The sequence below is a fragment of the Rhodocyclus tenuis genome (genome assembly GCF_014197755.1).
Lineage (GTDB): Bacteria > Pseudomonadota > Gammaproteobacteria > Burkholderiales > Rhodocyclaceae > Rhodocyclus > Rhodocyclus tenuis.
The window spans coordinates 175,838-200,903 of sequence record NZ_JACIGE010000007.1 but is presented as its reverse complement, the minus strand read 5'-3'; the positions used below and the strand labels follow the sequence as shown (position 1 = coordinate 200,903).

Below are 25,066 nucleotides of genomic sequence, written 5' to 3'. Positions count from 1 at the left end.
CGGTCTGTTGTTCTTTCCGTTCTCCGCCATTCTAGTGACGCCCTGCAAAATTTGGCAAAAGCCCTGCCGTACCGGCGCCCGCTGATGGCTGCCCCTACGCTGCACCAAGCCCTCTATTACCGCTTCCACCGCCTCGTGCCGTTCATCGCGCATCCGGCGGCGCGTCCGCTCGGGCGTGCCTTGCTGCTCGCCGCGACGCTGCTCTGGTTCGCCTTCGTGCTGGCCGTGCTGGTGCTGCGCTACGCAGTGCTGCCGAACATCGAGAGCTATCGCGGCGACATCGAGCGCCTGGTCAGCGAGGGCGTCGGCCTGCAGGTCAATATCGGGCGTATCGAGGCGCGCTGGGCTGGCGTCAATCCTGACCTGACGCTGCTCGATGTGCGCGTCGCTGACGCCGCCGGCCGGCCGGCGCTGGCTTTTTCGCGCGTGCAGACCGTTCTGTCGTGGTGGACGGTAACGACCCTGCGGCCGCAGTTGCGTCTGCTCGCCATCGACGAGCCGACGCTGCACCTGCGCCGCGACGCCGACGGCCGCATCTTCGTTGCCGGCATTCCGCTCAACGACCAGTCCGCCGACACTGGTGCCTCCGACTGGATTCTCGAACAACGCCACATCCGCATCCGCGGCGCGACCATCGTCTGGGAGGACGCACAGCGCGGTGCGCCGCCGCTGATCCTCGAGGATGTCAATTTCGGTCTCGACAACAGCGGCCGCCGCCATCGCTTCGGCCTGACTGCGCTGCCACCGCGCGAACTGGCGGCGAAAATCGATGTGCGTGGCGATTTCCGTGGCCGCGACATCGAAGTCGCCGAATCGTGGAAAGGCCAGCTCTATGCCGAGATCGACTATGCCGACCTCGCCGTCTGGCAGCGCTGGATCGATTACCCGTTTGCCCTGCCGCAGGGGCGCGGCGCCGTGCGCGCCTGGGCCGATTTTGCCGACGGCCGGCTGAGCGAGCTCACCGCCGACCTCGCGCTGCGCGATCTGCGCCTGCGCCTGGCAAAGAAACTTCCCGAGCTCGAACTCGAACGCATGCAAGGGCGTCTCGGCGTCGCTTTCAGCGAGCACGGCTTCTCCCTGAGCGGCAAGCAGCTGACACTGGCGACGCGCGCCAGCGCGGACGAAGCCGACGCTGCTGCCGCCGGCAAGGGGAAGACCGCTGCCGCGGAGCAGCGCGTGCTGCCGGCAGTGATCATTCCGCCGAGCGATTTCCGCGTCGACTGGCAGCCCGGTGCCGACGAGGCGGTGAGCGGCAGCGCCTCGGCCAATCGCGTCGATCTCGCCGCCTTGTCAGCGCTCGCCGCTTACCTGCCACTCGACGCGCGCTCGCGCCAGTTGCTTGCCGACTATGCACCGCGGGGCCTGATCAGCGATCTGCGCGCGTCGTGGAACGGCGATGCCGAATCGATGAAGCAATACGCGCTGAAAGCGCGCTTCGACGCGCTGGCGATCGCTGCGCAGGGCTACTTTCCCGGGTTTTCCGGGCTTTCGGGCAATATCGACCTGAACGAGAAGACGGGTTCGGCCAGCCTCAACGCGCAGAAGGCAAGCATCGACCTGCCCAGCGTCTTCCCCGAAGCGCAGATTGCTTTCGATACGCTGAGCGCGCAGGCGAAATGGACGCGGCGCGATGGCGTGGTCGACGCCGAGCTGGTGCGCGCCGATTTCGCCGGTGCCGACGCTGCCGGTGCCGCACAGGGGACGTATCGCTTGACTGGCGACGGCCCCGGCACGATCAATCTTTCCGCGACGCTCAGCCGTGCCGACGCGCGCGCCGTCTGGCGCTTCATGCCGCACGTGGTCAATGCCAACGCGCGGCACTGGCTGCGCGATGCACTGGTGAGCGGTACGGCCAGCGACGCGCAGCTGACGCTGAAGGGCGATCTCGCTCACTTCCCCTTCATCGACAAGACACAGGGGCAGTTCCTGGTTACCGCGCGCGCACACAACGTTACCCTCGACTACGCACCGGGCTGGCCGAAGATCACCGGCATCGACGGCCTGCTGCGTTTCGAGGGGCCGGGAATGGTCGTCGATGCCGAGCGCGGCATGATCCTCGGTGCCCGCCTGTCGGCGACACGCGCCGAGATTGCCGACTTCGACGCACCGATGACGATGCTCAAGGTGAAAGGTCACGCCGAAGGCCCGACTAGCGAGTTCCTCAAGTTCATCGAGCTAAGCCCGGTCGCTGAACAGATCGACCGCTTTACCGAAGACATGCGCGCCAGCGGCGACGGCAGCCTCGATCTGGCGCTCAGCCTGCCGCTCGATCTGGCGCTGATGGATCAGTCGCAGGTCGACGGCACGTTCCGCCTGGTGAACAACGAGGTCGTCGTCGATTCGGCGCTGCCGGCGCTGCGCCAGGTCAACGGCCAGTTGCGCTTCAGCGAGAAGTCGATCAGCGTTCCCGAGATCAATGCCACGCTGTTCGGCGGCCCATTGCAGATCAAGGGCGGCAGTGCGCCCGACGGACGCGTGCTGATCAGCGCCAGCGGCTCGCTCGCCGCCGCGCAATTGCGCAAGGCGGTCGATCTGCCGCTGGCCGACAATCTCTCGGGCAGCATGACTTACCGCGGCGAAGTACGCGTCAGGAAGCGCAGCGCCGATCTGGTGGTCGAGTCGACGCTTGCCGGTCTCGGCTCAAGCCTGCCCGAGCCATTCCACAAGAGCGCCGGCGAAACGATGCCTCTGCGCTTCGAGAAAACATCCTTGCCGGCGGCTACGGTACGTGCTGCCCGTGGCGCGCCGGTGACGACGCTGGCGCGCGACCAGTTGCGTTTCTCGCTGGGCAATGCCGTCTCGGCGCAGATCATCCGTCGCCGTCAGGGCAGTGAATTCGCCGTCGAGCGCGGCGCCGTCGCCATCGGCCGGCCGTTGCAACTGCCCGAGCGTGGTCTGGCGCTCAATGTCAGCGCGCGCCAGCTTGACGCCGACCTGTGGCGGCACCTGCTGCGCGCCGGCAATGCCGGCAGCAACGCTCCACCGGCTGCCGCCGCCGCTGCACCGCTGCCGGTGACTGCCGCGAGCCTGAAAGCGGGCGAATTGCGCATCTTCGGTCGGCGCTTCAACGATGTCGATCTGGCTGCCGCAGCGAACGGCGCGCAGTGGCAGATGCGCCTGGCCTCGCGCCAGGCCAATGGCGATGTGAGCTGGGACGGCAGCGGTCGCGGCAAGCTGTCGGCGCGCCTCAAGCAACTGAGTATCGAGGCGCCGTCGCCGGTCGCCAGCGTGCCGGCCGAAGTGGTCGAAGCGGTTGATGAATTGCCGGCGCTCGACATCGTTGCCGAGGATTTCGCCATCGGCGCGCGGCGTTTCGGGCGGCTTGAAGTGTCGGCGCGCAACGAGGGACGTCTGTGGCGGCTGGAGCGCGTGCGCCTCGCCAATCCGGCCGGCAGCCTGAACGGCAGCGGCCAGTGGCAGCTGGCCGGCGGCAACCGTACGCTACTTGATTTCAAGCTCGTCGCCAGCGATGTCGGCAAGCTGCTCGAACGCCTCGGTTTCCCGGGAACGGTGCGTGGCGGCAGCGCGCAGCTTGACGGCAACCTGAGCTGGGTCGGGCCACCGAGCGCGCTCGATTACGCGACGCTCTCCGGCGAAATGAAAGTCGAAGCGGCGAAGGGGCAGTTCACCAAGCTTGACCCCGGTGCCGGCAAGCTGATCGGCCTGATCAGCCTGCAGTCGCTGCCGCGCCGCGTGACGCTCGATTTTCGCGATATCTTCAGCGAGGGCTTCGCCTTCGACAGCATCGCCGGCAAGCTGACGGTGCAGGGCGGCGTCATGCACACCGAGCGCCTGCAGATCGACGGCCCGGCAGCGCACGTGGTGATGCGCGGTGATGCCGATCTGGCGCGCGAGACGCAGCGCCTGTCGGTCAACGTGCAACCCGAACTCGGCGGCACCGCCGCGCTCGGTATCGGTCTGATCAACCCGATCGCCGGCGTGGCGACACTGCTGGCGCACAAGATCCTGCAGAATCCGCTCAACCAGATGTTCGGCTTCGACTACCTGGTGACCGGCACCTGGGACGATCCCAAGGTCGACAAGATCTCGCGTGCCGCCGCCGCCGAAACGCCGTCGCTGCGCAGTCCGGAAGGCGTCGCGGCGACGCCGGCGCCCGCTCCCGCACCCTCTTCGCCTGCCGTTTCAGGAGACTCCCGTGACAAATCCTCTGCCACCAGTCCATCCGCCACTCAGTGAAGTCCGTCGCCGGCCGGCGCGCGTTGCCGCCGTACAGATGGTGTCGGCGCCGCGTGTCGCCGACAATCTTGCCGCCGCCGCCGCGCTTGTTGCCGAAGCGGTTGCCGAGGGCGCCGAACTGGTCGTCCTGCCCGAGTACTTCGCGATCATCGGCCTCTCCGACGGCGACAAGCTGCGTGTGCGCGAGGAAGACGGCAGCGGGCCGATCCAGGACTTTCTTGCCGAGACGGCAGCGCGTCACGGCATCTGGCTGATCGGCGGTTCGATCCCGCTGCTCGCCAGCGATCCGGGCAAGGTGCTCAATTCGAGCGTCGCCTACGCGCCCGACGGCCGCCGCGCCGCGCGTTACGACAAGATCCACCTGTTCGGCTTCGAGAAGGGCAGCGAGCGCTATAACGAAAGTGCGACGATCGAGGCGGGCAAGACGCCGGTCGCTTTTGACACGCCGTTCGGCCGCATCGGCCTGTCGATCTGCTACGACCTGCGCTTTCCGGAGCTTTATCGCGCGCTCGGTGTCCTAGACCTGATCGTGCTGCCGGCAGCCTTTACCGAAACCACCGGCGTCGCGCACTGGGAAATCCTGCTGCGCGCACGTGCCATCGAAAATCAATGCTTTGTGCTCGCCAGCGCGCAGGGTGGGCGCCACGAGAACGGCCGCGAAACGCACGGCGACAGCATGCTGGTCGACCCCTGGGGAACGATTCTCGACCGCAAGCTGAAAGGGCCGGGAATCGTCGTCGGTTGCCTCGACCCGGCGCGCAGCGACGAAGTCCGCGCCAGCCTGCCGGCGCTGCAGCACCGCGTCATGTAAGCCGATCTTTCCTCTCCGAGCCGATTCCCCACTTCCGAAGACCGATTTCCCAAACTGATGACCGCACACCACGAAACCCTGCTCCGCCAGGCGCGCGAAACCCTGCTTGCCGCACATGGCATCGACACCAGCGACCTCAGTCGCCTGTTCGGCGAGATCATGACGCGCCAGGTCGATTACGCCGACCTCTATTTCCAGTACAGCCGTTCCGAGGCCTGGAGCCTCGACGAAGGCATCGTCAAGGCGGGCAGCTTTTCGATCGACCAGGGCGTCGGCGTGCGTGCGCTGGCCGGCGAAAAGACCGCTTTCGCCTATTCCGACGAGATCAGCCTGCCGGCGCTCGGTGATGCGGCGCGCGCCGTTCGCGCCATCGCCGTCGCCGGCGAGCAGCGCCAGGTGCCGGCGCTGAAGAAGGGCGGCGGTCACCAGTTGTACGCACCGCTCGACCCGCTGGCATCGCTCGACGCAGCGAGCAAGGTTCGCCTGCTCGAACGACTGGAAGCGCTGGCGCGCGCCGCCGACCCGCGCGTGGCGCAGGTGATGGCGCACGTTGCCGGCGAGTACGAGGTGGTGCTCATCGCCGGCAGCGACGGCCGGCTCGCCGCCGACGTGCGGCCGCTGGTGCGCGTCTCGATCACCGTCATCGTCGAGGATGGCGGTCGCCGCGAGCAGGGCTCGGCTGGCGGCGGCGGGCGCAGCGACTACGGCGTGTTCACCGACGAACTGCTGCAGCACTACGCGCAGGCGGCGGTGCATCAGGCGCTGACCAATCTCGACGCGCAGGCGGCACCGGCCGGTACGATGCCGGTCGTGCTCGGCCCCGGCTGGCCGGGAATCCTGCTGCACGAGGCGGTTGGTCATGGCCTCGAAGGCGACTTCAACCGCAAGGGCAGTTCGGCGTTTTCCGGTCGCGTCGGCAAGCGCGTCGCCGCCAAGGGTGTCACCGTCGTCGACGATGGCACGCTGCCCGGCCGGCGCGGTTCGCTCAACATCGACGACGAAGGCTGCCCGACGCGGCGCACTGTGCTGATCGAGGACGGCATCCTGCAGGGCTATCTGCAGGATGGCCTCAACGCCGGTCTGATGGGTGTCGCGCCGACCGGCAACGGTCGCCGCGAATCCTTCGCCCACCTGCCGCTGCCGCGCATGACCAACACCTGCATGCTGAACGGCGACAAGAGTCCCGAGGAAATCATCCGCTCGGTGAAGAAGGGCATTTACGCGGTGAACTTCGGCGGCGGTCAGGTCGACATCACCAGCGGCAAGTTCGTCTTTTCGATGTCCGAGGCCTATCTCATCGAAAACGGCCGCGTCACCGCGCCGGTCAAGGGCGCGACGCTGATCGGCTCGGGTCCCGAGGCGATGCGTCGCGTCAAGATGATCGGCAACGATCTGGCGCTCGATCCGGGCGTCGGCACCTGCGGCAAGGACGGGCAGAGCGTTCCGGTCGGCGTCGGTCAGCCGACCTTGCGCATCGACGGGCTGACCGTCGGCGGCACGGCCTGAGTTGGTAAGCAGGGAGAAGGCAATGGGAAATCTGCGGCGCATGTCAGCCTGGCTCTGCACCAGCCCCGATCAGTCGGTGTCGGGCAGCACGCCGGCAGGCCGCGGACTGCGCCTCATCCTCGCGGCGAGCATGCTTGCCGCACTCGCTGGCTGTGCGACACTGCCCGATGGAACGGCGACGCCGAGCCTCGCGCGTCTGTCGCCCGAGGAACTGGCGCGCCTGTCGCCGACGGCGGAAAAGCTCGCTCCCGCCGACCTGCTGGCGATGGCGCGTGCCGGTGCTTCGGCGGAGGCGATCATTGCTCGATTGCGCACGGCTGGCGCACGCTTCGACCTGACGCCGCAGCAGGTGGTCGACCTGCACGCCGGCGGTCTGCCGCTCGCCGTGCTTGAGGCGATTCACGCCGACCGCGAGAAGGCCTTGCGCAACGACCTGACGGAGATGCTCGTCGAGCGCGACCGGCAGTGCGCCGGCGAGCTTGAGGCCGAGCGTCAACGTGCGCGTCTGCGCAGCGATCCGCTGTGCGCCGGCATGCCCTGGGGTTTCTACGGCCCCAGCCCGTACTGGCGCTATCGCCGCTAGCCGGCGAGGCCTCAGCCGGGACGCGCGGCTCGTCGCGCGAGCGTTTCGCCTGGCAGCATTCCTTCCGCTCCGTCCGCAGCCTGCGCGCCTTTGTCATCGCCGCCGGCGCGGCGGGCAGCGCTTTCGCGTAGAATCCTGCCCTTTCAGCGCGGCCCGGAACGGGTCCGCCGGCATGGTCAGGAACCTTCATGATGCTGCAGAGCAAGCCCAATACCGACGACGTCCGCATTCGTGAAATCAAGGAGCTGGTGCCGCCGGCGCATGTTTTTCGCGAGTTTCCCGTCGGCGTGCGCGCCGCGCAGACGACCTACAACGCGCGGCAGACGATTCACCGCGTGCTGCATGGCGCCGACGACCGCCTGCTGACGGTGATCGGCCCGTGTTCGATCCACGACGTCGGCAGCGCACTCGAATACGCGCGCAAGCTGAAGAAGGAGGCCGAACGCTTCGCCGCCGACCTGGTCGTCGTCATGCGCGTCTATTTCGAGAAGCCGCGCACGACTGTGGGTTGGAAGGGCCTGATCAACGACCCGCGTCTCGACGGTTCCTTCCGCATCAACGAAGGTGTGCGTCTGGCGCGCGGCCTGCTGCTCGAAATCAACGACATGGGCTTGCCCTGCGCGACCGAGTTCCTCGACACGATCACGCCGCAATACACCGCCGACCTGATCTCGTGGGGCGCCATCGGTGCGCGTACGACCGAATCGCAGGTGCATCGCGAGCTGGCCTCCGGACTATCCTGCCCGGTCGGCTTCAAGAACGGTACCGACGGCAACGTGCGCATCGCGGTTGACGCGATCCGTGCCGCGCAGTCGCCACACCATTTCCTGTCGGTGACCAAGGCCGGCCATTCGGCCATCGTGTCGACCGCCGGCAACGAGGACTGCCACGTCATTCTGCGCGGCGGCAAGGCGCCGAATTACGACGCCGTCGCCGTCGACGCGGCGTGCAAGGAAATCGCCGCTTCGGGTCTCGCCGCACGGCTGATGATCGACCTGTCGCACGCCAACAGCAGCAAGCAGTACAAGAAGCAGATCGACGTCGCCACCGACGTCGCCGCGCAGATGGCTGCCGGCGACAAGCGGGTCATCGGCGTCATGGTCGAGTCGCATCTCGCCGAAGGTCGCCAGGATCTGGTTCCCGGCCGCGAGCTTGAGGTCGGCAAAAGCATCACCGACGCCTGTCTTGGCTGGGAAGATTCGCTCAAGGTGCTGGAAATTCTCGCCGAAGGCGTTCGTCAGCGGCGTCTGATCGCCGCCGGCGAGTAGGCGCGGCGCGCAGTGACCGGCGTTGCGTGAGCGGCAGGCGATGAGCGGCGCCCGGCTTCCTGCCGCGCTGCGCAGCGGCGTCGCTGGCGTCGCCCTGCTGGCCACGCTGTTCGTCTTTCGTCTGTGGTTTTCGGCCGCGCTGCCGATGACCGGCGACGAGGCCTACTTCGTCCTCTGGGGCGAACATCCGGCCGGCGGTTATTACGATCATCCGCCGATGGTCGGCTGGTGGCTGGCCGCGCTGCTGCCTTTCGGCCACGCCGAGTGGTTCCTGCGCCTGCCGGCGCTGCTGCTGCCGATCGCCCTGTCTCTCGTCGCGCTGCGCGTAGCGCGGCCGCTCGGCAGCGAACGCGCCCGGCTGGCGGCGCTGCTGGTGCTGCTGCAGCCGGCGTCGGTGTGGAACGTGCTGATCACTACCGACACGCCGGTCATCCTGTTCACCTCGCTGTCGGTGGCGGCCTACGTCGCCGCGCTGCGCGCGCGCTCGCCGCTGCGTTCGCTCAGCTGGCACGCGCTGGCCGGCGCTTTCCTCGGTGCCGCTTTCCTCGGCAAGTATTTCGCCGCGCTGCTCGGCGTTGCCTATCTGGCGCACGTCGTCTTCGGCCGCCGCGACGGCATGCGCGCGGCGGGTTTCGCCGCGCTGCTCATCGCCGCCTTGCCGGCGCCGCTCTACAACCTGTGGTGGAACAGTGGCCATTGCTGGGTCAACGTCCTCTTCAACTTCTTCAACCGCAACGCCGACGCCGGCTTCCACTGGCAGAACCCGCCGCTGTTCCTCGCTTCGCTCGCCTATCTGGCGACGCCCTGGCTGCTCTTCGCGCTATGGCAGCAGCGTGCGGCAGTACGCGAGTCAGCGCGGCGCAGCGTCGAGGGCAGCGCCATGCTGTGGCTGACGGTAGTGCCTTTCGCCCTGCTTGGTCTGCTCTCGTTCGGCAAGTCGGTCGGTCTGCACTGGCTGGCCTCGTTTACGCCGCTGCTCGCCGTCGCCGCGGCGCTGGCGCTGCCCTTGCCGTCGCTCGCCGGGCTGGTGCGCTGGTCGGCCGGCTTTGCCGTCGTGCACGTGCTGCTCATTGCCATCATCGCAGCGCTGCCGCTGGAAACCTGGCGTTCGACCAAGTTGTACGACGGCATCGTGCTCACCGTGCGCGCCGACGAACTGCTCGCCGAACTCAAGCCCTGGGCCGACGATCATCTGTTCGCCACCGACGGCTATTCGCCTTCGGCGACGCTCGCCTACAACGCGCGGCGTCCCTTTGCCGTCTTCGGTGAAGGCTCCTTCCACGCGCGTCAGGACGATTTCATCACCGACTGGCGGGCGCAGGACGGCGGCAAGATCCTGATCCTGAAGAAGAGCGAGCCGAAACTCGACGAATACGCGCCGTATTTTGCGCAGGTCGAGCAGCGCCAGTTCGAACTGCATGGCGCGCGTTACTACCTGGTGCTCGGCGAGGGTTTCAACTACGCGGCCTACCGCGACGGCGTTCTCGCCCGCGTGCGCGAACGCTTCTACCAGCGGCCGGCGTGGCTGCCGCAGCGTCCGGGCAGCTGCGAATTCTGTTCGCACAACTTCCCGGCTGAGACCTGCCAGTGAGCGCGCCCGTCACTTCCAGCGCAGCGGCGCCTGTTTCCGCTGTCGGCCGCCCGACGGCTGTCGCCTTGCGCCGCCAGCGGCGATAATTCGCGCCATGGCCGGAATCGCTCCCTATCTCAAGCTGCTGCGCCCCTATCAGTGGGTGAAGAGCGGCTTCGTTTTCGTTGGTCTGCTCTTCGGCCACGCCTGGAACGACGCCGTGCTGATCGGCGATGTATTGCTGGTGGCGGCGGCGTTCTCGCTGGCAGCCTCGGCGGTGTACGTGCTCAACGATCTGATCGATCGCGAACGTGACCGCGAGCATCCCGAAAAGTGCAGGCGGCCGCTCGCTTCGGGCGCCATCGGCGTGACGCAGGCGCTGCTGCTTGGCGGCGCCTGCATCGCTGCGGCGCTGGCGCTGGCGGCGGCGGTGTCGCTGACGGCGCTGGCGATCATCATCGGCTACGCCGCGCTCAACATCGCCTATTCGCTGGGACTGAAGCATGTCGTCGTGCTCGACGTGTTCATCATCTCGGCCGGCTTCATGCTGCGCATCCTCGCCGGTACGCTCGGCGTCGACATCGAGCCTTCGCACTGGCTGTTGCTGTGCGGGATGATGATCACGCTGTTCCTTGGCTTCGCCAAGCGCTACGCCGAGATCGCTGCGCTCGAAGGCGGCGCCAGCAGCCACCGCAAGGTACTCGAAGACTATGACCCGGCGGTGCTCGACCAGATGATCGGCATCAGTGCCGCCGGCACCATCGTCAGCTACAGCCTGTACACGGTCAGCGCCGAAACTGTCGCCATGCACGGCACCACAGCGCTGATCTACACGGTGCCCTTCGTCGTGTACGGCATCTTCCGCTACCTCTTCCTGCTGCATCGCCGCGGTGGCGGCGGCGACCCGTCGGCGGCGCTGCTGCGCGACCGCCATCTCGCCGGCGCCTTTGTCGGCTGGCTGATCTCGGTCGTCGCGCTGCTCGCCTGATTACTGGCTGCTGCCCCGCCTGCCGGGTTGCGCCGCATGCTCAGGCGCCCACGCCGGGATTCACCGCCGCCAGGCGACGGACTGCCGCCGCCGCCCACGTCGGCGGGCCGTTCAGCGCAGCACGGACTTCCCGGTGCGGCGTGCTATCGCCGTTCAGGCTGAGGGCGCTGCGATCAGGCGTGGGCTTTGTTGTGGTGTAGTAGCGGGCTTCGGACTGTCGCCGCTCGCCACGGCCAGCCGCATGGCGATGCGCTCGGCACCGAGTACCAGCAGCAATTGTTCCTTTTCGGGCGTCTCGGTGCTGATGATGGCCTCGGCGAGAACGTTGCCGCCGGCGAGCATTCCCGGCAGCGGGCGCAGGCGCGATAGCGCCACTTCGGGAATCTCGCCGAGGCCGTCGGCGAGAATGCCGAAATGGTTGCCCTCACCGCGCTTGAGCACGATCACCTGATGCTGCGTGCCTGCGCGTGCGCCGCCGGCGTTGGCGAGGTAGCGGATGTCGTAGACCGGAATCGGTGTGCCGCGATACATCAGGTAGCCGGCGAAGTTGGATCCGGCGCCCGGCACGCAGGTCATGCCGTTGTTGTCCATGGCCTCGACGACCTGTGCGGAATTCAGGCCGAACCACGACTGCCCGACATTGAAGGTCGCGATCTCGACGGTTTCTCCGGCGCTCGCCCGGTCCGAGCGGATACCCAAGCGCGGTACGCCGGCCTGCGTACTCTTCGCCATCGCCTCGCACAGCGGCACAAAGATCAGCGCGGCCACGTCATTCTGATAAGTTTCCTGCGCCGCCTTGTATTCGCGGTAGCCCGAGGACATGCGCGCGCCGACGGCGAAGTACTCGTTACCCATGCGAATCACCCCGGCCTTGCTTGCGCCGTTTTTCAGGCCGAGGAAGCCTTCGTCGAAGGGCAGCCGCTGGCCCGGCTGATAGCTGTCGTCGGAGCAGGCGATGATCTGCCCGCTGCGTTCGACAAAGACAGCGAAGCAGCCTGATGGCACTTCGCCATGCTCGTTTTTCGGCAACGCGTCGCGCAGCATCGCGGTGAGCTGCGGCGCCGCGTCGAATACGATGGCGATGCCGCCGACGACCCGGTTCGCCTCGGGAGCCTGTATTGCCGCGGCATAAACATAGGTGTGGCGATCGGCGTAGAGCGGCGTCGCGGCGAAGGGCGAGACGGCGTAGCCCTGCGAGTTTTCCAGCGTCAGTGTCTGGCGGACCCAGTTGGCGGGGATCGTACGCCCGACCCAGGCGGCCTCGCCGGGCTGCGATACCGCGAGCACGCGGCCCTGTGTGTCGAAAACCGCGAGGTTGCTGTAAACGGTATAGAGACCGTTGATCGTTTGCAGTATCGACCCGATACGTGCGGCCTTGTCCGGCGTCATTTCAGGCTGCGCCAGCAACTCGCGGAAGGACGAGGTCAGCGCCCACCAGCGGCAGTCGTTGGCGCGCTCGTAGAGGTTCCTGTCCATGATGTCGATGGCCAGCGAGGCGAGAAAGCAACTCTCGCGCAGCAGTGCCGAGACCACGGTTTCGTTCAGGTTGGCGATCGAGCGCTCGAAGACATCCTTGGTCTTGGCGCCGGTATTGCTGATTTCCCAGAGCAGCGTTTTCGAGAAGGAAGGATTCAGCGATTGCTTGGTGCTGCTCTGGCGAACGCTGCCGTTCCAGACCGAGCGGTTGAGGTTGCTCTGGATGTGTTCGGCCTGCAGGGGAATGTTGCGCAGTTCTTCGCGGAACAGCGACGGGCTCTTCATCACGGAAGCCAGGGTTGCTGCATCGATGCCGTGCAGCATTTCCGAAGAATCCTTGTTGAACGCGTGTTGCACCGGCAGCATGACGTGGCCGTACCAGCCCGGGCCGAGGTAGCCCTGATAGCCATTGCTGGGCCGTGTCTTGGCGAGATATTCCTGAGCGCCGAAGCGGACGATGCGGTAATCGTCATCGATCGCCAGTAGCACCTTTGCGCCGAGCGGAATGTGGAAGCCGTCGGAACTGGCGATCACCTCGCCCTGCGCATCGAGCAGCAGGACCACCGACCAGTCATCGGCGGTCGTCAGATTGCCGAAAATCCGCGCCATTTCGTTTTCGAAACGGAAGCACAGGCAGAGCACGCCGATGGCTTCACCGGCCGCGTTGGTGACGCGATAGGAATAGACGAGCGAGCGCTCGCGTTGCGGCAGCAGATCGACGGCGGCGTAGGTTTCGACGTAGGCAGCCGCGGTAGCGATTGCTTCGCCGACCAGCGGATGGCTGCTGCGCGGCACGCTCACCGATTCGTCAAGGCGCGCCAGCACTTCGCCTTCGGTATCCATCAGGATGATGTCCGAGTAGACCGAGTACTTCGCGACGTACTCGGAGAAGCGCTCGCGCAGCCGGTTGCGCTGTGTCTGCAACTGTTTCTGCGAGTGGATGTTGCCGCTGAGCGCCTTGTGCTCGCCGACGAACTGGCGCAGATCGTCGTCAGTGGCGAGAAAACCGATATCGGCCGTGCGTTCGAACAGGTTGCGCACCAGAATGTCGATCGCCACCTGCGCCTTTGCGGTCATCTCCTGCACGCTCTTGTCGAGCGTTTCCAGAGCGAGATGATTGACCAGGCTGGTCGTCAGCTGGGCAAAGGCCTGGCGCGTGTCGCTCATGTCGGTGCTGGTTCCCGAAAGCTGTCCCAGCAGCGTCAGGTTGTCCCATTGTGCCTGCAGGCTCTGTAACAGCTCGCGGTATTCCTCGACCGCGTTCATATGACGGACAACGCCATTCAGGCGATCGTCGAGTTCGATATTCTTGTAGCGCGCCACGTAATCTCTCTCCCTTGAACAGAAGTTCTTAGCACGGCCTTGTTACTGTTTTATTTATGGAAGCGGCTCAAGGCGCGCGGGTATCGTCTGCGGAAATATTGCCGGAAGATTATGACGTAAGCGCTATCGATATGCTCATTGTCGAGCCCGTAATCGGGAAGTCCGGGCAAAAAAACCGGATATTCGCCAAGGAAAAGGGCGCAAAACAATTTCCAGCAGCGAGCAGGCATGACCAGTAATTGAGCGCTGATCGGCTTGTTTGAGCGACGTCAAATGCGGCCTGTTGTCGAGCTCAGTCCACGAGAAAAATTGCCCCGGGGGTTTTTCAGTCAGCGCAATCGCTGCTGCGTGCCCACCGGTGGAAATATCCTGTAATGACTTGAAGTCCGCGCGTGCATCGGCTGCCGGATATCTTGACGGAAATTAACAGTGATTCGCGCGATGATGCGGCCTCACCACGACAGCAAGGGACGAGCCCGGCAGTCGGTCACCGATTCCTGCAAGATGGCCCCATGAACAGCGTGTTTATTTCCTTTTCCCGTCGCTGCGCGCTGTGCATGTCAGTTGCGCTGCTGGCCTGCGCCTGCTCGGTGTTGCCGGCCGTCGGCACGGACTATCAGGCGCCGGAGCTGCGCCTGCCGGCGCAATGGTCGTCGGCCGCGGCCGCGCCCGCAGTGCCGCTCTCCACGCAGCCACTGGCCGACTGGTGGCGGCAACTGGGCGACAGCGCGCTCGACGAGTTGATCGAGCAGGCACTGGCCGGCAACCTCGACCTGAAACTGGCGCAGGCGCGCCTGCGCCAGGCGCGGGCCGCGCGCACGCAGGCCGCGAGTGCCTATTTCCCGAGTCTGAGTGCCTCTGCCGGCGCCAGCCGCAGCAAGGCTTCCCGCGCCGTGTCAGCGCTGCCGCAACGCACGCTGTACGACAGCGGCTTTGACGCCAGCTGGGAAATCGACCTGTTTGGCGGCACCCGGCGCGCGGTCGAGGCCGCCGACGCCGACCTCGCTGCCAGTGCCGCCGACGCTGACAACACGCGGGTGTCGCTGCTGGCTGAGCTGGTGCAGAACTACATCGACCTGCGCAGCTACCAGCAGCGGCTGGCGATCGCGCGTGACAACCTTGCCAGCCAGAGCGAAACCTTGCAGATCACCAGCTGGCGCGAGCAGGCCGGACTGGCGAACGGCAGCGATGTTGAACAGGCGCGCACCAGCCGCGAACAGACGCGCGCCTCGATTCCCGATCTGGAGGTCGCTCTTGCCGCCGCCGAAAACCGGCTCGCTGTGCTGCTCGGGCGTTCGCCGGGGGCGCTGCATGCGCAACTGGCGACGGTACGGCCGCTGCCCGACGTCGCCGCTGGCGTCGCTGCTGGCATTCCTGCCGACGTGCTGCGTCAGCGTCCTGATCTGATTGCCGCCGAGCGCAGCCTCGCCGCCGAAACCGCGCGCGTCGGCCAGAAACTGGCGCAGCGTTTTCCGAGCCTGTCGCTCGCCGGCAGCTTTGGCTGGCAGGCCTACAGCAGCGCGGCGCTTGGCGGTTCCGATACCCTGCTGCGCTCCTTGAGCGGTACGCTGGCTGCGACGCTGTTCGACGGCGGCCGCCTGCGCAGCGCGGTCGAGATCCAGAGCGCGGTACAGGAGCAGGCACTGATCACGTACGAGAACAGCGTGCTTGGCGCGCTCGAGGAAGTCGAAAACGCGCTCGTCGCGCATGCGCAGGCGCGCGAACGCATCGCCGCGCGCCGCGCCGCGGCGCAGTCGGCGCGCAACGCGGCCGAACTGTCGCGGCGCATGTACGAAGCCGGACTCGCCGATTTCCAGAAAGTGCTCGAAACCGGGCGTACGCGCCTGTCCGCCGAAGACGGTCTGGCACAGGCCGAAGCGACGCAACTGGCCAGCCTGATCAAACTTTACAAGGCGCTCGGTGGTGGCTGGCAGTCGCCGGCGGTCCGAGCAGCTGTCACTGAAGAGCCCGCATGAAGATGACGCAGACCCCGATCCCTCCCGCGGTAGACGCTGCCGCAGCAGCAAGCGGCGCAGCGGCCACCAAGACTGCGGCGAGTAGCGAAAGCGGCGACGCCGCCTTGCGCGCGCTGCTGCAGCAGGCACCACGCGGCGGCCTGCCCGGCGGACGCCGGCGCTGGCTGATCGGCGCTGGCATCGCCGTCGCTGTGCTTGGCGCAGCGCTGTTGTGGTCCGGCCGCAGCAGCGGCAGCGGTGGCCAGTTCATCAGCGAGGAAGCGTCGCTCGGCGCGCTCGTCGTCACCGCGTCGGCCAACGGCACCTTGCAGCCGACCAAGTCGGTCGATGTCGGCAGCGAACTGTCGGGCATGCTGGCCAGCGTGCTGGTGCAGGAAAACGACGTCGTCAGCAAGGGCCAGCTGCTGGCGCAGCTCGATACGGCGAAGCTCAAGGATGCGGTCGCCAAGTCGCAGGCCGCATTGAACGCCGCCGAAGCCGGCGTCGCGCAGGCGCAGGCGACGGTTGCCGAGGCCAAGGCCGCGCTCGCGCGCATGCGCCATGTCGCCGAACTCTCGGGCGGCAAGGTGCCGGCGAAAACCGAGCTGGAGACTGCCGAAGCGACGCTGCTGCGCGCCGTCGCCAACGAGGCGAGTGCGCGCGCCGAGGTGGTGCAGGCGCGGGCGACGCTGAAAACCGACGAGACCAGTCTCGGCAAGGCGACGATTCGCTCGCCGGTCGATGGTGTCGTGCTGACGCGCAAGGTCGAACCGGGCCAGACCGTCGCTGCGGCGATGACGACGCCGGTGCTGTTCGTGCTGGCCGAGGATCTGTCGAAGATGGAGCTGCAGGTCAAGGTCGACGAAGCCGATGTCGGCAACGTCAGGAACGGCCAGGCGGCAACGTTCAGCGTCGCGGCCTGGCCGGGGCGCAAGTTCCCGGCGAGCATCGAGCGCGTCGGCCTCGGTTCGACGATCACCGACAATGTCGTCACCTACAAGACCATCCTGCAGGTGCGCAACGAGGATCTGGCACTGCGTCCGGGAATGACGGCGACGGCGACGATCGTCACCGCCGAGCGCGACAAGGTGCTGCTGGTGCCCAACGCGGCGCTGCGCTTCACGCCGCCGCAGGCAGCGCCGGCGCCGGGTGGCAGCCTGCTCGGCAGCCTCATTCCGAAACCGCCGGCGGCGCCGAAGACGCGACCGACATCGAGCGGCAGCGCGCAGCCGCAGGTCTGGGTGCTCGGCGAGCAAGGGCCGCAGCCGGTGCCGGTGCAGACCGGCGTCTCCAATGGCCGTTACACCGAAATCCTCGGCGGCGAACTGAAGCCGGGAATGGCAGTGATCACCGACTTCCAGGAAGCGAAGAAGTGAGCGAAGCCTCGCCGCCGCTGATCGAACTGCGCGCCATCACCAAGACCTATGGCGAAGGGCAGGCGGCTTTCCAGGCGCTGTGCGGCATCGATCTCGTCATCCGCGCCGGCGAGTTCGTCGCGGTGATGGGGCCGTCGGGCTCGGGCAAGTCGACGGTGATGAACCTGCTCGGCTGCCTCGATACGCCCACCTCCGGCCACTATCTGTTCCGTGGCATCGCCGTCGAGACGCTCGACCGCAACCAGCGCGCATTGCTGCGCCGGCACAGCCTCGGCTTCGTCTTCCAGGGCTTCAACCTGCTCGCCCGCACCACGGCGCAGGAGAACGTCGAACTGCCGCTGCTCTATCGCGGCGAAACGGCCGAAGCGCGCCACGCCGCAGCGCGGGCGGCGCTCAAGTGCGTCGGCCTCGACGGCTGGGAGCAGCACACGCCGGCCGAACTGTCGGGCGGGCAGCAGCAGCGCGTCGCCATCGCCCGCGCCATCGTCACCCAGCCGCTGGTGCTCCTCGCCGACGAGCCGACCGGCAACCTCGACAGCAAGCGCAGCCACGAAATCATGGAGCTGCTGCTCGCGCTCAACCGCGATCAGGGAATCACCGTGCTGATGGTCACGCACGAGCCGGACATGGCCGCCTACGCCAGACGCATCGTGCATTTCGTCGACGGCTTGGTGGACAGCGATACGCAGCATGCGGGGAGTAGCGCTGTCGGCGCGCAGGCGGAGGCGCCATGCTGCTGAACGCGCTGCTGCTCGCGCTGCGCGAGATCCGCCGCAACCTGCTGCGCTCCTTCCTCACCGTGCTCGGCATCGTCATCGGCGTCGCCGCGGTGATCACCATGGTGACGCTCGGCAACGGCGCAACGCGCATGGTTGCCGACCAGATCGCCGGGCTCGGCAGCAATCTGCTGATGGTCATGCCCGGGCAGCGGCTCGGACCCGGCCGCGACAGTGCCGGGGCGCCGAAATTCAAGATCGCCGACATCGAGGCCATCCAGCAGCAGGTCAATGGCCTGAAGGCGGTGGCGCCGGTGGTCGGCAGTGCGGTGACGCTGGTCGCCGGCACGCAGAACTGGTCGTCGACGGTCAGCGGCACCAGCAACGATTATTTTGTCGCCGGTAACTGGAAGCTGGCCGCCGGGCGGCAGTTCTCCGACGACGAGGAGCGCGCCGGCAAGGCCGTCTGCGTCATCGGCAATACGGTGAAGAAGGAACTGTTCGGCAAGCAGAGCCCGCTGGGCAGCAGCATCCGCGTCAAGGCCTTCGCCTGCGAAGTGATCGGCGTTCTTGCCGCCAAGGGGCAGGGCGGCATGGGCATGGACCAGGACGATACCGTGCTGATGCCCTTGCGCACCGCGCAACGCCGCCTCACCGGCAGCCTCGACATCGGCAACGTCATGGTGTCGCTCAAGGACGCGACCAACTCGACCGTCGCCATTGCGCAGTTGCGCAGCCTGCTGCGCGAGCGGCGCAAGCTGGCCGAGAACGCCGACGACAACTTCAATGTCATGGACACCAAGCAGATCGCCGAAACGCTGTCGGGGACGGTCCGCACCATGACCGGCCTGCTCGGCGCGGTGGCGGCGGTCAGCCTGCTCGTCGGTGGTATCGGCATCATGAACATCATGCTGGTGTCGGTGACCGAGCGAACGCGCGAAATCGGCATCCGCCTGGCGATCGGCGCGCTCGAGCACGAGGTGCTGCTGCAGTTCCTGATCGAGTCGGTGGTGCTCTCGGCTTTCGGCGGGCTGGTCGGCGTCGTGCTCGCATTCTTTGCCTGCCTCGGTCTGACCGCGCTGATGTCGATGCCCTTCCTGTTCAATCCGGGAATCAACCTGACGGCCTTTGCCTTTTCCGCGGCGATCGGCGTCATTTTCGGTTATGTACCGGCGCGGCGCGCGGCGCAGCTCGATCCGATCCAGGCGCTGCGCCACGAGTAAGGCGGACAGCCGTCGCCTGGCGATCGTCCGGGGCTGGCGTCACGGTTGCGGCCAGCTATAGTGGACGCACAGAAATTGTTCTTGGGACGGGTGTTTGCCATGAATGTTTCCGTGCGTCCGCCGGCAGTCGCCGGCATTTTCTACCCGGCCATTGCCGACGCGCTGGCCCGCGTGATTGACGGGTTGCTGGCCGGAGCGGCGGGCGGTGACGTCCTCGCCACGCATGCACCCAAGGCGCTGATCGTGCCGCATGCCGGCTACGTCTATTCCGGGGAAATGGCAGCGAAGGCGTTTGCCTGCTTGCTGCCCTTCGCCGGGCGCATCCGCCGCGTCGTCCTGCTCGGCCCGACGCACCGCGTACCAGTGCGCGGGCTGGCGGCACCGACGGCGATGGTCAGCGCCTTTGCCACGCCGCTCGGTGAAGTGCCGCTGAACACCCGCGCCCTCGATGCCGTCGCCGATCTGCCGCAGGTGACGCACAGCGACGCGGTGCACGCCTGGGAGCATTCGCTGGAAGTGCAACTGCCGTTCCTGCAGACAGTTCTCGGCCGTTTCGAACTGGTGCCGCTGGTCGTTGGCGAGAGCGACGCCGAGGCGGTCGCCGACGTGCTCGACCAGCTCTGGGGCGGCGAGGAAACGCTGATCGTCATCAGCTCCGACCTTTCGCACTACCACGCCTATGACAAAGCCTGCCGCATCGACAGCGCAACGCTGGCGCGCATGTTGGCTCTGGCGACCGACATCCGGAACGTCGAGGCCTGCGGTGCGACGCCGGTGAACGGCTTGTTGCTCGCCGCACAGCGGCACGGGCTGACGGCGCGCGCACTCGGCCTGTGCAATTCGGGCGACACTGCCGGCGACCGGTCGCGCGTCGTCGGCTACACCGCGCTTGCCCTCAGCGCGGCAATTCATGAGCGCTGATGCCTTGGGTATGGCGCTGCTGTGCCTGGCAAGGCGGGAAATGGCGGCGTTTTTTCAGGGGCGTGAAGATGATGCGTGTGTGCCTGCCGGCCGCGCCGAAGCGGATGGCGCCCGCCGTCTGGCGACAGAAGCCGCCGCAACGCCGATCGACGACGCCCTGAATGCGCGTCTGCGTGCGCCGGGCGCCACTTTTGTCACCATCACCGAATACGGTCGCCTGCGCGGCTGTATCGGCAGCCTTGAGGCGTGGCGGCCACTGATCGACGACGTGCGCGCCAACGCGCTCGCCGCAGCCTTTCGCGACAGCCGTTTTGCGCCGTTGACGGCGGCCGAACTGGCGGCGATCCGCGTCGAGGTATCACTGCTCGGCGCGAGCACGCCGCTCGACTTTCGCAACGAGGCCGAGGCGCTGGCGCAACTGCGGCCGGGGCAGGATGGCGTGATCCTCAGTTGCGACGGCCGGCGTGCGACCTTCCTGCCGCAGGTGTGGGATGAACTGCCCGACCCGCCCGAATTCCTCGCCCAGCTGAAGCGCAAGGCCGGCCTGCCGGCCGCGTACTGGAACGAGCGCATCGCCCTGTCGCGCTATGCCGTACAGAAGTGGCAGGAGGCCTGAAATGGCCACGACCGGCTGGCGATCTCGCACCTGCCTCACCGCGAGCTCCCGGCCATGACGCGGCCCTTCGTCAGCGAATCGGCGCATCCCGGCCGCTGGTGGCACGCGCTGCCCGACGGCCGCGTGCAGTGCGATCTCTGTCCGCGCGACTGCTCGCTGCACGAAGGCCAGCGCGGCGCCTGTTTCGTCCGCCGCGCCGTCGGTGGCGCCATGCAGCTGACGACCTACGGACGCTCCTCGGGTTTCTGCCTCGACCCGATCGAGAAGAAGCCGCTCAATCATTTCCATCCCGGCTCGTCGGTGCTCTCCTTCGGCACCGCCGGCTGTAACCTCGCCTGCAAGTTCTGCCAGAACTGGGACATCTCGAAATCGCGCGACATGGACCGGCTGCTCGACGCCGCCAGCCCGGGGGCCATCGCCGCCACCGCGCAACGCCATGGCGCGCGCTCGGTCGCCTACACCTACAACGACCCGGTGATCTTCGCCGAATATGCCATCGATACCGCGCTCGCCTGCCGCGCGCGCGGCATCCGGAACGTCGCCGTCAGCGCCGGCTATATCCACGCGCAGCCGCGGCGCGAGCTGTTTGCGCTGATGGACGCGGCCAACATCGACCTCAAGGCTTTCAGCGAAGAGTTCTACGTCCGCCTGTGCGGCGGCCATCTGCAGAACGTGCTCGACACACTCGTCTGGATCCGCCACGAAAGCGACTGCTGGCTCGAGATCACGACGCTGCTCATTCCCGGCCACAACGATTCGGATGCCGAACTGAAGCAGCTCGTCGCCTGGGTGATGCGGGAACTCGGGCCGGACGTGCCGTTGCATTTTTCTGCTTTTCACCCGGACTGGAAAATGGCCGACGTGCCGGCGACGCCGCCGGCAACGCTCGCCCGCGCGCGCCAGATCGCCCTCGCTGCCGGGCTGCGCTACGCCTACACCGGCAACGTGCACGACCGCGCCGGCGACACCACTTTCTGCCCCGGCTGTCATGCCGCGCTGATCGTTCGCGACTGGTACGACATCCTGCATTACGAGCTCGCTGACGACGGCCGCTGCCCACACTGCGGCACGGCGATCGCCGGGCGTTTCGGAGGTTTTGCCAAACCCTTCGGCGCGCGGCGGATGCCGCTGCATCTGGCGGCGGAGTGAACACGTCCTCGCGCTAGACGCCTTCGTCACTGCCGCCGCCGGCAGGTGGCAGGGAAGGCAGTGGCGGCAAGGGCGGCAGACCGATGAAGGCGCGCACCCGCTGGCAGTCCGGGCTGGGCGTGCCGTCGGCCAGCCACGGCGCAAATTCCCGGCACGGCGTCGGGCGCTGTGCGTAGATGCTGCAGGCAATTCCGGGCTGGCCGAGTTCGCCGCGCAGCGCGATGCAGCGCCCGCGGCCCTTTTCGGTGCCCTGCATGCAGACCAGCAATGCCGAGATGCGGCGGGTCAGCTCGGCGGGAACGATGCCGCCGCTGCCATCGGCGAGTTCGCCGCAGTAGAAGGAAACACGGAAGTAGGCGCAGCAGGCGCCGCAGGCGGTGCACGGATTACCGGCGTCGTCGGGCATGTCGATGAAAACACGCCCGTCGTTCTGGTCGGAACGGATCGGCCGGGCGTGTTTCATGGGGTCTCCGGGCAGGTAGCGAAGAGTGCGGGGTACTCGTCGCCTCAGCCGAGCAGCAGGCTGAGGCCGAGGGCGAACATGGTCAGGCTGATCAGCGAATCGAGTATGCGCCAGGCGACGGCTCTGGCGAACAGTGGCGCCAGCAGACGCGCGCCGTAACCGAGCGCGAAGAACCAGACGAAGCTGGCGCAGGCCGCGCCGGCGCCGAACAGCCAGCGGCCGTCGCCGCGCTGGCTGGCGAGCGAGCCGAGCAGGATCACCGTATCCAGATAGACATGCGGATTGAGGAAGGTGAAGCCGAGACAGGTCGCCAGCGCCGTGCGCAGGCGCACGCTGCCTTCAGCGTCGACCTCAAGGCGCTCACCGGTGAAGGCGCGCCTTGCCGAGACCAGCGCGTAAGCGAACAGGAAAGCAGCACCGGCGTAACGGGCGATGCTCAGGAATACCGCTTGCGTCTCGATCAGCGCGCCGAGTCCGGCAATGCCGGCAGCGATCAGCAGCGCGTCGGCGCCGGCGCAGAGCAGCACCAGCGGCAGCACATGCTGTCGCCGGATACCCTGGCGCAGCACATAGGAGTTCTGTGCGCCGATGGCGACGATGAGCACGGCGCCGGAGACGAATCCGGCGATCAGGTCGGCAAGCATGAGCAATCGGCAAAGCGGTCGGGCTGGGCATCATAGGCTGCTCGTGGTGATCGGCAAAGCGCGGGCAGCGGCTGCCCGCGCCGTATCCGGCCGGAACGTCGCCAGCACGGCGCCGCGCGCGCGGCTGGCTTTGCCGGCGAGCGCCAGAACATCGGCGCCCACGAAGCTTGCCGACCTATTTTCTTGCCGACCTATTCCCAGGCCGCCGCGTCGATTTCGCCGATGGCTCCGAAGGCTGGCTTGGAGAAGAAATAGCCCTGCATCAGCGAGACACCGCTGGCGAACAGGAAGTCGCGCTCGGCGCGCGTTTCGATGCCTTCGGCGAGGACGCGGATGCCGAGTTGCCGGCTCATATGCACGATGCCTTCGACGATCGCCTGCCGGGGCCGGCTCTTGTCGATGTCGCGCACCAGATCCATGTCGATCTTGAGGATGTCGGGCTGGAATTCGGCGAGCAGGTTGAGCCCGGCGTAGCCGGCGCCGAAATCGTCGATCGCCGTCTGGAAGCCGAAGCGCTGGTATTCCCTGAAGATGTTGATCAGGTGCGAACGGTCCGAAATGTCCTCGCCTTCGGTCACCTCGAAGATGATCCGTTCGCGCGGGAAGTTGTACTTGCGTGCCGCTTCGAAGGTCGAGCGGATGCATGCCTCGGGCTGATACACCGCGTTGGGCAGGAAGTTGATCGACAGGAATTCGCGTATCCCCAGTTCTGCCGCACCCTGCACCGCCTTGACGCGGCAGGCTTGGTCGAAGCGGTAGCGGTTGTCGTCGTTGACGCGCGCCAGCACCGATGCCGCCGATTCGCCATTGATGCCGCGCACCAGCGCTTCATGGCCGAAGACGGTGCGCGTCTGCAGGTCAACGATCGGCTGGTAAGCAAAACTGAATTCGAAATCGAGCGGCGCCAGATTGCGACAGCGCCCACAACCCGGCGCTTCCGATGCGCGTCCATCGTCAGCTGGAAATGATTCAGCGGCTTGCATCAGCGGCGATCCTCACGAAAGATGCAATGTACAGGGGGCATCGGCAGGGCATATCACGGCAGGATTATCGCACCGAAGCCGCCCGCCGACGGCCCGCGTTTTTCGCGCGGGCGACTCTTCTGCCGCCGCCTCAGGCCGGGAGCGCGCTGGCAAGCGGTGAGTCGCGGAAGCGTTCCCTGATCTCGAGGATCTGCGGCAGCGTGTCGAGAAAATGCCCGACCAGAACCGGGTCAAAGTGGCTGCCGGCGTTGTCGCGCATGAATCGGGTCGCCGCGTCGACGCTCCAGGCTTGCTTGTAGGGGCGCACCGACATCAGCGAATCAAAAACGTCGGCGATGGCGACGATTCGCGCCTCAAGCGGAATTTCCTCACCGCGCAGCCCGGCCGGGTAGCCCGTGCCGTCCCACTTTTCGTGGTGCGAGTAGGCGATCCGCCCCGCCATCTCGAGAATGGCGTTGCCCCTGGCTTCGAGAATGCGCGCGCCGATCTCGGCATGCGTCTGCATGATCGTTCTCTCTTCGACGCTCAGCGGGCCGGGTTTGAGCAGGATCAGGTCGGAGATGCCGATCTTGCCGATATCGTGCATCGGGCTGGCGTTGAGGATCAGCTCGCATTGCGCTTCGTTCCAGCCGATCACCCTGGCCAGCAACTCGGCGACGTGGCTGACGCGCATCACGTGCGCGCCGGTTTCGTTGTCGCGGTACTCGGCGGCGCGGCCGAGAACGCGCACGATCTGCAGGCGTGAGTGGTGCAGCTCGCTGGTCCGCGCATCGACCATTTCGGCGAGAACCGTCTTCTGCTCGTGGAGCAGCCGATGTGCCAGATGGACGTCGAGCAGATTGCGCACCCGCGCCAGCAACTCGTAGCGGCCGAACGGTTTGCAGATGAAATCGCGCGCACCTTCGGAGAACGCACGCAGCATCACTTCGTTGCGATCCTGGGCAGTCAGCACGACGATCGGGGGCAGCAGCGGATCATTGAGCGCCAGCAGCTGCGCCATCACCGCGAAGCCGTCCAGGTCCGGCATGTTGATATCGAGCAGGATCAGGTCGGTTCGCTCCTGCATGCAGGCGGCGAGCACTTCGTGCGGGTTCTGGATGAGAACGACGTTTTCGTAGCCGTCCTTGCGCAGCATTTTGTCGACCAGTTTGAGATTGGCGGGTTCGTCGTCGACGACGAGGATGCGGGCCGCATTCGGCTTAATGTTCATGCGCAAAATCTCCACAGGCCTTGCGGCACATCTTCAGTGAACCGCGTTGGCAGACACGCGGCATGTCATGGCGTTCGGTCGCTCTCGC

General features: G+C 66.7%; 19 protein-coding genes. 14 read left to right on the top strand and 5 right to left on the bottom strand.

Going from position 1 to position 25,066, the window contains the following annotated elements:
* Positions 1-84 precede the first annotated feature (84 nt).
* From GGD90_RS17835 to GGD90_RS11015, 7 genes are all read left to right on the top strand, one after another.
* Entirely contained in the window at positions 85-4,197 is a 4,113-nt protein-coding gene (locus GGD90_RS17835; RefSeq protein WP_221227738.1) for a YhdP family protein, read from the top strand.
* Complete coding sequence (locus GGD90_RS11040; RefSeq protein ID WP_228273728.1) at positions 4,157-5,008, top strand: carbon-nitrogen hydrolase family protein; 852 nt, start codon at positions 4,157-4,159, stop codon at positions 5,006-5,008. The genes GGD90_RS17835 and GGD90_RS11040 overlap by 41 nt, the downstream gene beginning before the upstream one ends.
* Positions 5,009-5,065: 57 nt before the next feature.
* On the top strand, positions 5,066-6,514 hold the full coding sequence (gene tldD, locus GGD90_RS11035; RefSeq protein ID WP_153116802.1) for a metalloprotease TldD: 1,449 nt from the start codon (positions 5,066-5,068) through the stop codon (positions 6,512-6,514).
* A gap of 22 nt (positions 6,515-6,536) precedes the next feature.
* A complete protein-coding gene (locus GGD90_RS11030) occupies positions 6,537-7,097 on the top strand; it encodes a hypothetical protein (RefSeq protein WP_153116801.1) in 561 nt (186 codons plus the stop codon).
* 188 nt (positions 7,098-7,285) lie between these two features.
* Positions 7,286-8,365, top strand: coding sequence for a 3-deoxy-7-phosphoheptulonate synthase AroG (gene aroG / locus GGD90_RS11025; RefSeq protein ID WP_153116800.1), 1,080 nt, complete (start codon positions 7,286-7,288; stop codon positions 8,363-8,365).
* Positions 8,366-8,405: 40 nt separating this feature from the next.
* A complete protein-coding gene (locus GGD90_RS11020; RefSeq protein ID WP_153116799.1) occupies positions 8,406-9,956 on the top strand; it encodes a glycosyltransferase family 39 protein in 1,551 nt (516 codons plus the stop codon).
* A gap of 94 nt (positions 9,957-10,050) precedes the next feature.
* Positions 10,051-10,923, top strand: a complete 873-nt coding sequence (locus GGD90_RS11015) for a decaprenyl-phosphate phosphoribosyltransferase (RefSeq protein ID WP_153116798.1) — start codon at positions 10,051-10,053, stop codon at positions 10,921-10,923.
* 153 nt (positions 10,924-11,076) lie between these two features.
* Here the strand turns inward: GGD90_RS11015 and GGD90_RS18325 are convergent, their stop codons facing one another.
* Complete coding sequence (locus GGD90_RS18325) at positions 11,077-13,722, bottom strand: chemotaxis protein CheW (RefSeq protein WP_153116797.1); 2,646 nt, start codon at positions 13,720-13,722, stop codon at positions 11,077-11,079.
* Between the two features lie 512 nt (positions 13,723-14,234).
* On the opposite strand from GGD90_RS18325, the gene GGD90_RS11005 reads away from it, so the two are divergent.
* From GGD90_RS11005 to amrS, 7 genes are all read left to right on the top strand, one after another.
* On the top strand, positions 14,235-15,698 hold the full coding sequence (locus GGD90_RS11005; protein WP_153116796.1) for an efflux transporter outer membrane subunit: 1,464 nt from the start codon (positions 14,235-14,237) through the stop codon (positions 15,696-15,698).
* Entirely contained in the window at positions 15,695-17,053 is a 1,359-nt protein-coding gene (locus GGD90_RS11000; RefSeq protein WP_228273727.1) for an efflux RND transporter periplasmic adaptor subunit, read from the top strand. Before GGD90_RS11005 ends, GGD90_RS11000 begins: the two co-directional genes overlap by 4 nt.
* A complete protein-coding gene (locus GGD90_RS10995; protein WP_153116795.1) occupies positions 17,050-17,793 on the top strand; it encodes an ABC transporter ATP-binding protein in 744 nt (247 codons plus the stop codon). Before GGD90_RS11000 ends, GGD90_RS10995 begins: the two co-directional genes overlap by 4 nt.
* The gene (locus GGD90_RS10990) at positions 17,784-18,992 is read left to right on the top strand and encodes an ABC transporter permease (protein ID WP_153116794.1); all 1,209 of its coding nucleotides are present in this window, start codon (positions 17,784-17,786) and stop codon (positions 18,990-18,992) included. The genes GGD90_RS10995 and GGD90_RS10990 overlap by 10 nt, the downstream gene beginning before the upstream one ends.
* Before the next feature lie 99 nt (positions 18,993-19,091).
* A complete protein-coding gene (gene amrB, locus GGD90_RS10985; RefSeq protein ID WP_153116793.1) occupies positions 19,092-19,913 on the top strand; it encodes an AmmeMemoRadiSam system protein B in 822 nt (273 codons plus the stop codon).
* Complete coding sequence (amrA, locus tag GGD90_RS10980; RefSeq protein WP_153116792.1) at positions 19,903-20,529, top strand: AmmeMemoRadiSam system protein A; 627 nt, start codon at positions 19,903-19,905, stop codon at positions 20,527-20,529. The genes amrB and amrA overlap by 11 nt, the downstream gene beginning before the upstream one ends.
* Positions 20,530-20,583: 54 nt before the next feature.
* The gene (gene amrS / locus GGD90_RS10975; protein ID WP_153116791.1) at positions 20,584-21,678 is read left to right on the top strand and encodes an AmmeMemoRadiSam system radical SAM enzyme; all 1,095 of its coding nucleotides are present in this window, start codon (positions 20,584-20,586) and stop codon (positions 21,676-21,678) included.
* 13 nt (positions 21,679-21,691) lie between these two features.
* On the opposite strand, the gene GGD90_RS10970 is transcribed toward amrS, so the two are convergent.
* The 4 genes from GGD90_RS10970 to GGD90_RS10955 all read right to left on the bottom strand — a co-directional run bounded on the left by GGD90_RS10970 (position 21,692) and on the right by GGD90_RS10955 (position 24,978).
* Positions 21,692-22,141, bottom strand: a complete 450-nt coding sequence (locus GGD90_RS10970) for a YkgJ family cysteine cluster protein (protein WP_153116790.1) — start codon at positions 22,139-22,141, stop codon at positions 21,692-21,694.
* Positions 22,142-22,185: 44 nt separating this feature from the next.
* Positions 22,186-22,785, bottom strand: a complete 600-nt coding sequence (locus tag GGD90_RS10965) for a LysE/ArgO family amino acid transporter (protein ID WP_153116789.1) — start codon at positions 22,783-22,785, stop codon at positions 22,186-22,188.
* A gap of 191 nt (positions 22,786-22,976) precedes the next feature.
* Positions 22,977-23,768 carry an EAL domain-containing protein gene (locus GGD90_RS10960; RefSeq protein ID WP_153116788.1) on the bottom strand — a complete coding sequence of 264 codons (792 nt, stop codon included), beginning with the start codon at positions 23,766-23,768 and terminating at the stop codon, positions 22,977-22,979.
* Between the two features lie 130 nt (positions 23,769-23,898).
* Complete coding sequence (locus tag GGD90_RS10955) at positions 23,899-24,978, bottom strand: HD domain-containing phosphohydrolase (protein ID WP_153116787.1); 1,080 nt, start codon at positions 24,976-24,978, stop codon at positions 23,899-23,901.
* Positions 24,979-25,066 lie beyond the last annotated feature (88 nt).

Excerpts from the sequence above, each read along its gene's own strand:
- GGD90_RS10955 (WP_153116787.1), bottom strand. The coding sequence starts at position 24,978 with ATGAACATTAAGCCGAATGCGGCCCGCATCCTCGTCGTCGACGACGAA.
- amrB (WP_153116793.1), top strand. The coding sequence starts at position 19,092 with ATGAATGTTTCCGTGCGTCCGCCGGCAGTCGCCGGCATTTTCTACCCG.
- GGD90_RS11030 (WP_153116801.1), top strand. The coding sequence starts at position 6,537 with ATGGGAAATCTGCGGCGCATGTCAGCCTGGCTCTGCACCAGCCCCGAT.
- GGD90_RS11000 (WP_228273727.1), top strand. The coding sequence starts at position 15,695 with ATGAAGATGACGCAGACCCCGATCCCTCCCGCGGTAGACGCTGCCGCA.
- GGD90_RS10965 (WP_153116789.1), bottom strand. The coding sequence starts at position 22,785 with ATGCTTGCCGACCTGATCGCCGGATTCGTCTCCGGCGCCGTGCTCATC.
- GGD90_RS11020 (WP_153116799.1), top strand. The coding sequence starts at position 8,406 with ATGAGCGGCGCCCGGCTTCCTGCCGCGCTGCGCAGCGGCGTCGCTGGC.
- GGD90_RS10960 (WP_153116788.1), bottom strand. The coding sequence starts at position 23,768 with ATGCAAGCCGCTGAATCATTTCCAGCTGACGATGGACGCGCATCGGAA.
- amrA (WP_153116792.1), top strand. The coding sequence starts at position 19,903 with ATGAGCGCTGATGCCTTGGGTATGGCGCTGCTGTGCCTGGCAAGGCGG.
- GGD90_RS10990 (WP_153116794.1), top strand. The coding sequence starts at position 17,784 with ATGCTGCTGAACGCGCTGCTGCTCGCGCTGCGCGAGATCCGCCGCAAC.
- GGD90_RS11015 (WP_153116798.1), top strand. The coding sequence starts at position 10,051 with ATGGCCGGAATCGCTCCCTATCTCAAGCTGCTGCGCCCCTATCAGTGG.
- GGD90_RS17835 (WP_221227738.1), top strand. The coding sequence starts at position 85 with ATGGCTGCCCCTACGCTGCACCAAGCCCTCTATTACCGCTTCCACCGC.
- GGD90_RS11005 (WP_153116796.1), top strand. The coding sequence starts at position 14,235 with ATGAACAGCGTGTTTATTTCCTTTTCCCGTCGCTGCGCGCTGTGCATG.
- amrS (WP_153116791.1), top strand. The coding sequence starts at position 20,584 with ATGACGCGGCCCTTCGTCAGCGAATCGGCGCATCCCGGCCGCTGGTGG.
- tldD (WP_153116802.1), top strand. The coding sequence starts at position 5,066 with ATGACCGCACACCACGAAACCCTGCTCCGCCAGGCGCGCGAAACCCTG.
- GGD90_RS10970 (WP_153116790.1), bottom strand. The coding sequence starts at position 22,141 with ATGAAACACGCCCGGCCGATCCGTTCCGACCAGAACGACGGGCGTGTT.
- aroG (WP_153116800.1), top strand. The coding sequence starts at position 7,286 with ATGATGCTGCAGAGCAAGCCCAATACCGACGACGTCCGCATTCGTGAA.